The following is a 12130-nucleotide window of genomic DNA, read 5'->3' on the forward strand; positions in this document are numbered from 1 at the left end:
GCTCAGCCTTGGCTGCGCCAACTTCACACCGGGCCTTTGAAGTTGCAGCCTTGAGCCACAGGGACGGAAGGAGAACACACAATGCTTTGGAAAGGTTTCCAAAAGCCGAAGCGTCTCGCGGTTGATACCGAGACACTCACCGACAAATATGGCCGCTTCTGGGCCCAGCCCTTCGAGCGCGGATTCGGAACCACCATCGGGAACGGACTGCGCCGCGTACTGCTGAGCTCCATCGAAGGCGCCGCCATCACCGCCGTGAAGATCGAAGGCGTGCTCCACGAGTTCCAGTCGATCGCCGGCGTGGTTGAAGACGCAACCGACATCATCCTCAACCTCAAGCAGGTCCCGTTCAAGCTGAACGGAGAAGGCCCGAAGGCTATTTACCTTCGCGCCGACCAGCCCGGTGTTGTCACTTCCGGCATGATCGAGACCGATGCCGACGTTGAAGTCCTCGACAAGAACGTCTACATCGCCACGGTTTCCGAGGGCGGCAAACTCGACATGGAAATGCGCCTGAAGCGCGGTCGCGGATATGTTTCCGCCGACAAGAACTTCGACGAGGACCTCGGTCTCGGATTCATTCCGATCGACTCCGTTCACTCGCCCGTGCGCAAGGTCAACTACACGGTCGAAGCTGCCCGTCTCGGACAGATCACCGACTACGACAAGCTGACCCTGGAAGTATGGACCAACGGCTCCGTCAATCCGGCGGACGCCATCGGCCTCGCTGCGAAGCTGCTGAAGGATCACATGACGATCTTCATCAACTTTGAGGAAGAGATCGAGCCGTCCATGCACGCGCCCAGCTCGGAAGATCGCAGCGGCAAGCCGCAGATCCGCAACGAGAACCTGAACCGCTCCGTCGAAGAGCTTGAGCTTTCGGTCCGCAGCTACAACTGCCTGAAGAACGCGAACATTCAGACCATCGGCGAACTGGTCCAGAAGACCGAAGCTGAGATGCTGAAGACCAAGAACTTCGGCCGCAAATCGTTAAACGAGATCAAGGAGATCCTCGCGACCATGGGCCTGTCGCTCGGCATGAAGATCGACGAGCACGGCAACGCGGTCCCGGGCAATCAGCCTTCGGTTCCGTCCATGGGCGGCTACGGAAATTACTAATCAGCAGTACAGATAAAGTTTGAAGGACTAAAACCATGCGTCACCTTAAAGCAGGCAAGAAGCTCGGACGGAACACCAGCCATCGTCGCGCTCTGTTGCGCAACCTGGTCACTTCGCTGATCGTGGAAGAGCGTATTGAAACCACGGAAGCGAAGGCAAAAGCCATGCGTCCGCAAGTCGAAAAAATGATCACTCTCGGCAAGAAGGGCGACGTCAGCGCACGCCGTCTCGCTGCCGGATACTTGATGACCCGCGACGCCGTGACCAAGTTGTTCGACACCGTTGCGCCCCGTTTCGGCGACCGCAACGGCGGCTATTTGCGGATCATTCGCAAGGGATGGCAGCAGGGCGATGGCGCCGAGAAGGTGTACATCGAACTGCTCGGCTCCGAGAAGGTGATCGACGAGAAGCGCCAGAAACGCGCTGAAGCCCGTGCCAAGCGTGCCGAAGAGGCCCGCAAGGCGATGGAAGAAGCGCAGGCAGAACAGCAGGCGGAAGGCGGAGAAGCGCCGGCAGCCGAAGGCGGCGAAGAAAAGAAGTAAGCCGGTTCTCGTCTCAATTCAAAAGCGCACCCGCGTAGGGTGCGCTTTTTCTTTTTGGGGCTGGTTATCTCTTCCGTCGGATCAGCAGACCAAACAGCATCCCGGTCAAGAAGGCGGCGGTTGCTGCCCCAATCACCGTCTCAATGGGATGACGTTTCACCCGCTGCGTGTTCTCCTCCATAAAGTCCTCGATCGCGTCGCCACCGTGCTTCGCGGCACGCTTTGCAACCGCGATGCCGTCATCCATCGCTTCTGCCAACCGCGACGCGGCGCGAGAAACCTTGTGGGCGGAATCAGTTAAGTGCTCGCTGACTTTTTCCATCACAGCTTCCGGCATGTTGTACCTCCTTTGCAGGCCTCACTTTCGCTGTGCACCCTTCAGTTTGAACCCGTCCTTGGGGAATTCCAGCAAATTTGAGACGAAAAGTTGCGACGAGTACCAAATCGGACCGGCGAATCCACCAGTCCTCGGTTGTCAAAGTGCTACTATTCCGGACAGGGGTGGCCTTTTTTATGACATCGGAAGAGCAGTCGATCCTTGCCGTTTTGCAGCACCTTGAGCAGTGTTGGAATACCGCCGATAGCCATGGTTTCGCAACCGTGTTTGCCGAAGACGCAACTTTCATTCAGATTTTCGGCGGACAACTGGACGGTCGTTCGGCCATCGAAGCCTCGCATCGCGCTATCTTCGACACAATCTACAAAGGCAGCCGTTCTCGCTGGGAACTGCGCAGCGTTCGTTGGATCAAGCCAGATGTTGCGGTTGCATTCACCCAGGCACACGTCGATTTCTTCGAAGGCGATCAGCCCCGCGCACTCGATACGCGCCCGACCATGGTGATGGTCAGGACGGAAGGGAAGTGGCAGATCGTCGCCTTCCAGAATACCCGTATTGCGCCGATGCCGGCGGCAGCTCAGGCGGCCAGTGCTCTGGCCACCTAGACACCGGGTTGCATCGCAGGGTTGTCACCAAACGTGCCTTAACCGTTGGTGGGTTACCCCCCAGCCAATCCGCCTACTCCTGCTTCTGCAATAGCTTCACCGCATAAGCAAACGCCACCGCCGAGAAGGCCACAAACGCTACGCCCTGCCACAGCACCGTCTGTGCGTTGCCCAGGCCGATCGACGTATACCGGAACCAGTCGATCTGCCACGTGATCGGGTTCAGCGACGCCGTTGTCCGAAGCCATGCCGGCAGCGGCTCCAGTGGATAAAACATCGAACTCGCGAACAGGAACACGAAGTAGAAGATCGACGTGATGCTGTTAAACACATCGTTACGCCGTGTCTTCAGCGCGAAGATCGAGTAGAAGAAGAACCATCCCGCCGTGCCCACTGCCATCCCCAGGAACGTCAGCGGCACGCGCGACCACGTCAGGCGGATGTCGAACAGCAGCCATCCCAGCCCCAGCGCGATGGCCGCCTGCAGCAGCGCGATGAAGACGTTCACCAGCACCTTGCCCAGCAGGTATTCCGCGCGGCTTATCGGATACGTCAGCATTTCGAAAAAGATGCCGTTATCGCGATCCAGAAAGAACGACCACGACGTATTCGCCGCAATCCCAAAGCTCGCCATCGCCAGCACGCCGCCGAGAAAGAATGCGTTGTAGTCCATGCCCGGCACATTCACCGGCATCTCCAGCGCCGCATTCACGCCCACGCCGAACACCAGCATGTAGCACAGCGGATACGCCAGGTCCCAGAACACGAACGTCAGGTTCGTCGCCCGAATCATCGCCTCGCGATACACGATTGCCTTCAGCGTACTCATGCCACCATCTCCTTCTTCGTCAGCTCGATGAAGATGTCCTCGAGCGATGCGCTGTTCAACTCCACTCGCAGCACGTTGCGTCCGCGTGCCAGCGCCGTAATGATGTCGAGCACACGGCCTTCGCGTGCCTTCACCGTCATCTCCACCGTGTGATGGTCCACCTGTACTCGGATCGGTTCGAACTGCTTCACTTCGGCTTCAATCCCTTCGGGCACCGCATCGAACGTCATGCTCACGTCGTAAACGCCCTGCGACAGCAGCTTCAGCGTATTCAAATCGCCACGCGCCACCTGCTTGCCCTTGTTCATGATCAGGATGTCGTCACAAAGCTCCTCGGCCTCACTAAGGATCTGCGTCGTCAACACGATCGTGCGTCCCTTTGCGGCCTCTGCCCGAAGCGACTCCATCACCTCGCGCTTCAGGATCGGGTCCATACCCGTCGAGAACTCGTCGAGAAACAGGATCGGCGTCTCCACCATGAACACCTTCGCCACCTGCACCCGTCGCTTGAAGCCGCCGCTCAGGTCCTGCACCTTGTTGTCGGCTTCGGCGTTCAGTTGGAAGCGGTCCATCACCTCCGCCGCGCGGTCCATCGCCTGCCGGCCGGTAAGCCCGTGAAATCGCGCGAACGTCAGCAGGTTATCGCGCACGGATAGGAACAGTTCCACAGCGGTGTCCTGGAGTACGGCCGAAATCCTGCGGCGCACTTCCAGCGGTTTCTCTTCCACGTTGAATCCGAGGATTCGCACCGTTCCCTCCGTCGGACGCCCCAGCGTGGTCAGCACTCTCAACATGGTCGACTTCCCGGCGCCGTTCGGGCCGAGCAGTCCGAAGATCGTACCTTCCTCGACCGAAAAGCTCATTCCATCCACGGCACGCACCGGTGCGCGTCCCCGCGACTCGTAAACCTTTACCAGGTGCTCAACTTCAATCACATGTCTGCTCATTCGTTGTCTCGCTCAATGCATGCGATCGCGACAAAACAAGGCGATCGAAAGCTCATTTTTGAAGTATGCGGAGAAAGGACAAGTCCGGCAAAAGCCAGGGCTGGCAGCCGTACCTGCGGGAACTACTTACGCGATGGTGCGGATTCTCATCGGAAGGACTCTCTGGAAACTAATCTAGCCTGACGTTCAACGTTCGGTCAACCGTCAGGGACGAGTTGTGACTCCCCTCAACTAGTCGCAACTGCGGCATTCCTTGCTTCTGCGCGCGCTTGGCTGCGTTGCATCAGCGCAACGCTCTCCCGGTCGAGCCTCAGCGACATTTCCATCAAGTCGCGCGACCTTTCCTTCAGTGCTCGAGATTGTTCAATGATAACTTTCGATTGCGTTACCAGTGCCAGGCCGTTCTCGCGTGTAAGCGTCATCTGCGCCTCTTTCCACTGCGCAGATAAGGCCGTGTCGCTACGGCGGGATTACTTGCGTAGAACTCCACCATACACCTGATTAGACCGCCATTCCGTCATGGCGCAAAAAGGCGTAGTTCTGCGGAACTTTACCCTCAAATCCAAACCTTCGACGCTGGCGCTGAGGTTGTCGCGTCCTCGTCCCGCGGATACTCCGGCGGCGGGCCGACGCGGTTCATGCGCGCATAATTTGGGATTGCCAACATTTCAGAGCCATCCGCCCATTCACCTCGAATGACCATTACGCCACCGAGCAGGTCAGACCTCCATTCGGTCCGCAGCGGAGCGTCGCCAAGCTTCTGATCAATATTCCGATTATCCGCACGTTCCAGGTTGTAGACCAGCGGGCCATACTTCAGCGCCACCAGTCCGGCATCCGCCGCAATTCGCGGATCCGCCGTCACTCGTTGCGGCCCCATCGGTAGCTCCAATTCAATTCGATCTCCAGCTTTCCACTCGCGCGTCACTACGGCATAGCCTTTCTCGATAGCAGGCGTGAACTTCTTTCCATTGACCTTGAAGCTCTTCACGCCCCGAACCACGGGCGAGTCTTTATACAGCTTGCTCGTTGTGCGATCCGGAATCCGTACGTGGACGGAGAACCTCTTCGCCTGCTCAGGATTTACCGTGATCGCAACCGTACCCTTCCACGGATAATCCGTCTTCTGCGCCACCTCCACCGCTGTTCCGGCGATATCGCCAACGTCAATTCGGCTGCCCACGAACATGTTCACGTACAGACCCGCCTTGCTCTTTGCATACGTCCAGGTCGGAATCATCAACAGCGTTCGCGTAAAGTTTCCCACGCAGCACGGACACACGTGCCACTGCGCGCGTTCCGTATCCACCAGCGGATTCGTATAGCAGAAGCTCTTGCCATCCAGCGCAACGCCACCCAGCAGCGCGTTATACATCGTTTGCTCGTACAGGTCGGCATACTTCGCGTCGTGATACGCCAGGTTCAACTTGTACTGAAAGAACACCAGTCCGCAGCTCGAACACGTCTCGCAATAGGCATCGTTCGGAAGCGAGTAGTTCGGTCCGAAGCCCTCCGACGTTTCGCCGCTCCCGATCCCGCCCGTCACGTAGTACTTCTTGTTCACCATGTTGTCCCACAGTGACATGACCGCGCCCTGGTAATACGGATCGTGTGTCTCGGCGGCGATGTCCGCCATGCCGGAGTAAAAGTAAGTCGCCCGCACCGCGTGACCTACAGCTTCGTACTGCTGTCCCGGAGGCAGATGGCTCTGGTCATATTCCGAGCCTCCACGGCGCGAATCCAACAAAAACTTCGCCAGCGCAATATACGCATCGCCCCGGTGATTGCCTTCCTGATCGTTGACGAAGCGTCCAAAGCGCACCAGCGCCTGCTCCATCTCCTGGTGCCCGTCATACCATTCCTTCTTGCCCGGGCCGATATTCGTCACCCAGCAGTCAGCCAGTTTCTTCGCCGCGCTATACAGTCGAAGGTCCTTGCCGTCTGTAAGCGTGTAATGGTTGATGGCCGACTCGATAAAGTACCCCGCCACATATCCTTCGTGATTGCCCCGATGTTCCGGCGACCATCTCTCCGGCCAGTTCTTCCGATCCTCGAGCGTGTAGGCCGTCTGCAGATACCCGTCCGGCATCTGCGCCCCCAGAATGATCGGGATCCACCGGTCCAGTGTCGTGCGCATCATCTCTTGCGCCCGTAGCGTCTCCGCATCGCCGTTCGCGTCTACCATCAGCGCGATGCACATCGACTCCACCATCTGGTGCACCCAGGCATTCGAGAACACGTAGCCCTTGTGCTTCCCATGAGGTTCGCCGCGGAGTGCTTTACCGGCCTCGATAAAGTTGTCGATCCCGCCATCGCCGCGCATCTTCGCAATGTCCGTCCGCTCGCACATCCGGATGCAATGCGGAATCCAGTTCACGATCAGCGACTTCGCGCGCTCATTCCAGAACCGGCTGTCGATGGAGTACCTGCGCGTATACACCACATCCAGCCGGTCTTTTGGCGGAGGCGGTTCCACATGTACCGCTATCCTCTTCGACCTGTCGTCGGAGCCGGAAGCCGCGAGCGCCAGCACGTAATCGCCCGGCGCCGAGAATAGCGCCGTCGTCGTCGGTGAATCAGCTCGCGCGAACGTCACCTTTCCGGGCCCATCGGCTTTCAGCCATCGTGAGGCATTGCCCGGTGAATCCTCCAGCCACGTTACCTTGCCGGCCAGATACGTTTGCGAGCCGAGCATCACCGATCGGTCCACGCCGGCATCAATCACCGGCGAAAGTCCGGGAGCCGCGCCATGGTTAAAAACTCTCCATTCGAGAATGCCCGCCGGGTGTCCTTTCTGGGCCGTGACCACGAGGCGTACCTTGCTGGTCTTTACCGGCTTGAAGGTCGTCATGTTGAACGCGTCGGCCGCCACGCCCAGACCTTGCGGCTCGCTTACCTCTTCGAAATCGCTTCCATCCCAGTAGAGAATTCGATAGCTCGCCGGCGCCTGCATCGTCTGCGGACTGCTGGCTCCTGGTATCGCCACACCCTTCGGACGTTCCGCCGCCCAGTAAACCTCAATCTTGTTGACCGTAACCGGTTCGCTCCAGTCATACTGCACCCACGATTCGCGCTTCCTCTCAACTTCCCACGAGTGTTGCAGTGGGTACATTCCGTGAGAGCGGTCAAACGAACTCTCGGGTACGAAGCCGTCGTTGAGCGCGGAGATCTTGTTCTCGCTTCTCGGAGTCATACTCGACGGAGCAGCCACGCGCGCGACATTCAGGGCACCGGCAGAACCCTGAGCGAATGCCGTCTTTCCGGCGACGGCCGTCACCACAGCTGCTCCCATCAATCCCGCCAGGAACTCTCGCCGGTTAGGGTCAAATTGAGGTTGGCTTACTGTGGACGGAGTGTCCGGGGCTTTCTTCGCAGGAGGTAGGTTTTCATTCATGGCGTTGCATCGTAATTATCGCCGAATCCGATCGTCGGAGCGCCGCCGAAGCGATATCTCAGCCGCGGAGCGGCGTAACGCTGTTTCAGCCCAGCGCGAAGCGCTGGGTTACGGTGGAGCAAAGATGATCCCAGTCCGGCGGGGCGACACGATTCTATCCCGCCGTCTTCGCCGCTTCCGCCCTCTGGTCCTCGGCAATCGTCAACTGCAATAGCTTCTTCGACCCGTTATAAAACGCAAAGCTCACGAACCGCCGCTTGGCCGTCTTGCGGATCGCGCAGATCCCCATCACCAGCTCGCGGTCGCGCGCCATCGCCTCCCAGTCAATGTTGCTTGGTTCAATCGTCGATTGCGGATGCGTATGGATGGTGCCCAGAATGTCGAACCGTCGCACGTCCTCGCCGTCCGTCATCGGATCAAGGTCCTCGTCGATGACCACCTCGAAGCGCGTGGCCTCATGCTCCAGTTCGCGGAAGGCGTAGACCCGAGCTTGCCCATCCACCACGCGCCCCACGATTTGCTCCAGGAACTCCTTGGGATACAACTTCAGCGCGCGCCGCTTGAAGGCATCAAGGACTTTCCGGTCCACCACCACTTCGGTCAACTCTGGCATTAGCTAAGACAGTAACCGATTTTGGGGAGGGGAGAAAGTGGAGTTCCATAATCTCCAGTTGTGTCCGGCGAGTGTCGCAAAGTAGGTTTGGGTGTCCACCATTTGCAAGCGAGGCGTCCTTTCCCAATTCCGGAAAAAAGATGTCAAGGGGGTCAACGCCCTCAATAACTCGTAAGTTCCTGATTTAACGGCAAATATAATTCTCATAAAGTTGGCATAGTACCCCCGCCCAAATTGCTATCCTGAATATGTAGGTGGTGAAGGCGAACTTTTTCGTCGACACCACTTTTTGTGTTTTTACCGGCAACCGCAACCGAGAACCAGTAGCGAACGATAACTAGAAAGTAAACGCCAATGGAATTAACGGCCCTGGAATGAGGACTTTGAACTGTAAGTCCTTTGGAATCTTTTCTGAAGCCAAAGGTCTACACGTAAATCACTGATTCCATTGCATCGAGAGAGGTAGGGGGAGGGGGGTAGGTATCCTGTCAGCCAGAACGTGGGTACCCCGTGCACGTTTACTGATTCACAAAGGCATCGAGGGCTGCTAAGAGTTAGAAGCTAAAAGCCGCTAGCCCCTAGCCCCTAACCGCTAGCCCCTAGCTTCTGGCTTCTATCCCCCGATTTAGACAATGCCGTATCGCGTTCTCGCCATGTCCACGATCTCGCCGATCAGTTCCGTGTACGACCGGCCCGACTTCTTCGCCGCCATCGCGAACTCCTGGCCGCTCGCCAGCCACGGGTTCGGATTGGCCTCGATCACGTAGATCTCGCCCTTGTCGTTCAGGCGCATGTCGATGCGGCCATAGTCACGTAGCTTGCACGCGCGATATGCGCCGAGCGCCGTGTCCTGCAAACGCTTGGTCGTCTCCTCGTCAAGGTCTTCGACGATCACGGACTTGGTGAGCTTGTAGGCTTCGGTATCTTTCTCGAACTTTACGTCCTGTCCAGCGATGCGAGGCGTGCCCTTCGGCAGCTTCGACAGGTCGAGTTCGATCAGCGGCAATACTTCGGTGTTCTCGTAACTGCCGAGGATCGACGCATAGATTTCGCGCCCTTCGATGTACTCCTCGATCAGCGCGGGACAGTCGAACTCTTCGTGGATGTAATGGATCTTCTCCATCAGGTCCTTGATCGAGTCCACCACCGAAGTGGTATCGATGCCGATGGAGCCGTCTTCCGCGACGGGCTTCACGATGAGCGGAAACTTGATATCGTGCGAGTGGTCGAGCAGGCCGCGATACGACATCGCGAAGAACGGAGTATTGACGCCGTGAAAGGCGAACATCTTCTTGGCGACGGCTTTATCTTGTGCCAGGAACAGCCCATGCGGTCCGCTGCCCGTATAAGGCAGCCCGGCAAGGTCCAGGTACGCGGCGATGTTCATGTCCTTGGTGTCATCGCCGGCATACGATTCGACAAGATTGAAAACCAGATCGGCGCCGCACTTCGCCAGCGCCGTGAGAGTCTGGTTGCGGCCGTCAAGAACTTGATAGGTCGGCTCGTGGCCGAGCTTCTGCAAAGCCTCGAAGATTTCTTCGCGGTCGTGTTTTTCTTTCTTCTTCTTGCGCGTGGGCTTCTTCTTCGCCTTGCGGCGGACGGGCTTCTCCGGCTCCGGTTCAGGTTCCGGCGGCGGCGCGCCTGCCTCTTCCCAGGTGTCGTAGAGAACGGCGATCTTCAGTTTTGAAGACGGCATCAACTGCTCCAATCAACGGGGGAAAAGTTACCGCTGAACAAAATTCCCTCTCAGCAGATAGTTCATCGCGAGCGCGGTCAGATACACGCTCAATTCGGCGACGTATTCCGGTTCGCGGCGCGTGTTCACACGAAGTTCCAGTTCGCGGACACGCTGTTGTACCGACTCTACCAGCTTCTTGGCGGTCGGGCGTTGCAATCCGGTCCAATAGGTAACCTTATCTACTAACGTCTTACGATGTTCATGGATGAGTTCGTCCGCCGCGCGCTGCTCGGCTTGCGGCACGCGCGTCGGCCCGAAGATGTCGATCAGGTCCGTGTCCATCGCCAGATCATCCGGCGCTGCGGCGTGCTCCAGCGACCTCTCGTAGAACTGCGCGACCGTCTCTTCCATGTCGTCGGTCGTGATGTCCGGACGCCCGCGCTTCCGGATCGGATCGATACTTCCGACCGCCGTTCCGATGCGGTCCATGTATTCGAGCTTCTCCAGCGCGCCCCAATACTTGTACTTCGAGCGCCACTTGGAATCAGGTGTCAGCCAGACAGCGAACGTTTCGGCGAAGTCCTCATCGGGATGCTTCTGCGCATACCAACCAGCGATGTGGCGAACATATCGCCGCGAGAACGCAACGGGCTTGTAGTTCTCCCGATACGCTCGACGAAACGGCCCGAACAGTTGCTTCCACTCCGAAGTCCGATAGAGCTTGTAGGCGTAGTTGAATGCGTGTCCCGCTTCGTGACGCAGGTACATCATGATCTCGGCATCGGTCTCAAGATCGTTGACCTGAGCCTCGATCTCCGACAACCGCTTGTCACCCAGATAGAACGGAATCCCGATGACCGGTTCGCCTGAAGGACACCCCCACTCATCGCTGAGGTAAACGCCAGGCTTGAACTTGAGCAGCCCTTTGTCGGCCAATTCCTGGTACATCTGCTGCACATGCAGCTCGACCGGTGAGCCTTCCAGCTTCAATCCCAGATCGCAGATCCGCGTTTGAAGGATCGCCTGTGCGTCTTCCGGCAATGTGTCAAAGGTACGCAAGATGACGTGCGTGGAAGATTACCAGCGTTGCGGCCCAATTGGGCAGGTACCAGTTGGACGCGTCCCGCGGTTACAGGTCCCTTTCCCAGGTCTCGGCGACCAGATCCTTCCCGAAGCTGCGGTTCTTCTGCTGCGACATCAGTCGGAAGCCGGTTTTCTGGTAGATTGCCCGAGCGGCGGTGAGGTTTGCCTGCGTCCAGAGCGTCATCTTCTTGTAGCCGACTTGCTTGGCGTAGCGAACGCACTCTTCCACCAGCCTGCGTCCGAGTCCCAGTCCGCGGGCGCTTGGCTCCAGGTAGAGCATCCGCAGCTTGGCGGTGTCGTCGTCCTTGCGGACGAGGAAAATGGAACCGACGATCTCGCCATTGCGTTCGGCCACCCAGCACTTCTCGCGCTTGGGGTCGTAGTTCTTCACGAACTCGGCCACGATTTCGGCCACCAGGGCCTCGAATCGCTCGTCCCAACCGTATTCCTGCCAGTACAACTCGCCGTGGCGATGAACGATCCATCCCATGTCTCCCGGCCGATGCGACCGCAGGATGATCGGCTCGCGTGCCGGATCCGGCGGAGAAAGCAGGTTCTCGATCGTATGCATGGCGCGGACGAGTTGATGGCGATCCGGCGCGGAAAGGCGTTCGAGAAGGTTGTTGATTTCGGTGCTTGCTGCCGCGTTGAGTGGCTCGAACTCCGTGCGCCCCTTCTCGGTGAGAGTCAGGATCGTCTGCCGTCCGTCTGACTTCGACTGCTGTCGCTCGATCAGGCCTTCCGACTGGAAGCGGCGAAGGATGCGGCTCAGGTACCCGCGATCCAGACCCAGTTCCTGGCCGAGTTCGGAGGCTGTCCATTGGTCGCGATGGGCGAGTTCATAGAGCACCCGGACCTCGGTCAGCGAGAGGCGGGAGCTGTGAAGGTGATCGGTAAGTAGGCCTATCTGCTTGGTGTAGAAGCGGTTAAAGCGTCGGACGGAAGCAATGGCAGGATCTTGGGCGACCATGTGAGGAATAGTC

At 58.3% G+C, this 12130-nt stretch carries 12 protein-coding genes; 3 read left to right on the top strand and 9 right to left on the bottom strand.

Annotated features, from left to right (window positions below):
- The first annotated feature begins 81 nt into the window (after positions 1–81).
- Entirely contained in the window at positions 82–1119 is a 1038-nt protein-coding gene (locus VN577_05985; GenBank protein ID HWR14356.1) for a DNA-directed RNA polymerase subunit alpha, read from the top strand.
- Between the two features lie 35 nt (positions 1120–1154).
- Positions 1155–1661, top strand: coding sequence for a 50S ribosomal protein L17 (rplQ, locus tag VN577_05990; protein HWR14357.1), 507 nt, complete (start codon positions 1155–1157; stop codon positions 1659–1661).
- A gap of 64 nt (positions 1662–1725) precedes the next feature.
- On the opposite strand, the gene VN577_05995 is transcribed toward rplQ, so the two are convergent.
- Complete coding sequence (locus tag VN577_05995) at positions 1726–1998, bottom strand: hypothetical protein (GenBank protein ID HWR14358.1); 273 nt, start codon at positions 1996–1998, stop codon at positions 1726–1728.
- Positions 1999–2174: 176 nt separating this feature from the next.
- Here VN577_05995 and VN577_06000 point away from each other — a divergent pair, with 176 nt between their 5' ends.
- Positions 2175–2603 (top strand): SgcJ/EcaC family oxidoreductase, encoded by a 429-nt coding sequence (locus VN577_06000; GenBank protein ID HWR14359.1) that lies wholly within the window; start codon positions 2175–2177, stop codon positions 2601–2603.
- A 73-nt stretch (positions 2604–2676) separates the two neighbouring features.
- Here the strand turns inward: VN577_06000 and VN577_06005 are convergent, their stop codons facing one another.
- From VN577_06005 to VN577_06040, 8 genes are all read right to left on the bottom strand, one after another.
- Positions 2677–3432, bottom strand: a complete 756-nt coding sequence (locus VN577_06005) for an ABC transporter permease (GenBank protein HWR14360.1) — start codon at positions 3430–3432, stop codon at positions 2677–2679.
- A complete protein-coding gene (locus VN577_06010) occupies positions 3429–4379 on the bottom strand; it encodes an ABC transporter ATP-binding protein (protein HWR14361.1) in 951 nt (316 codons plus the stop codon). The genes VN577_06005 and VN577_06010 overlap by 4 nt, the downstream gene beginning before the upstream one ends.
- A gap of 227 nt (positions 4380–4606) precedes the next feature.
- A complete protein-coding gene (locus VN577_06015) occupies positions 4607–4801 on the bottom strand; it encodes a hypothetical protein (protein ID HWR14362.1) in 195 nt (64 codons plus the stop codon).
- A gap of 134 nt (positions 4802–4935) precedes the next feature.
- Positions 4936–7773, bottom strand: a complete 2838-nt coding sequence (locus VN577_06020; GenBank protein ID HWR14363.1) for a beta-L-arabinofuranosidase domain-containing protein — start codon at positions 7771–7773, stop codon at positions 4936–4938.
- A gap of 154 nt (positions 7774–7927) precedes the next feature.
- Complete coding sequence (locus VN577_06025) at positions 7928–8386, bottom strand: Mov34/MPN/PAD-1 family protein (protein HWR14364.1); 459 nt, start codon at positions 8384–8386, stop codon at positions 7928–7930.
- 625 nt (positions 8387–9011) lie between these two features.
- A complete protein-coding gene (locus VN577_06030) occupies positions 9012–10082 on the bottom strand; it encodes an ATP-grasp domain-containing protein (protein ID HWR14365.1) in 1071 nt (356 codons plus the stop codon).
- A gap of 27 nt (positions 10083–10109) precedes the next feature.
- Complete coding sequence (locus VN577_06035; GenBank protein HWR14366.1) at positions 10110–11123, bottom strand: putative zinc-binding metallopeptidase; 1014 nt, start codon at positions 11121–11123, stop codon at positions 10110–10112.
- Positions 11124–11193: 70 nt separating this feature from the next.
- Positions 11194–12117, bottom strand: a complete 924-nt coding sequence (locus VN577_06040) for a bifunctional helix-turn-helix transcriptional regulator/GNAT family N-acetyltransferase (GenBank protein HWR14367.1) — start codon at positions 12115–12117, stop codon at positions 11194–11196.
- Positions 12118–12130 lie beyond the last annotated feature (13 nt).

The organism is Terriglobales bacterium (assembly GCA_035561515.1).
Lineage (GTDB): Bacteria > Acidobacteriota > Terriglobia > Terriglobales > Acidobacteriaceae > DATMXP01.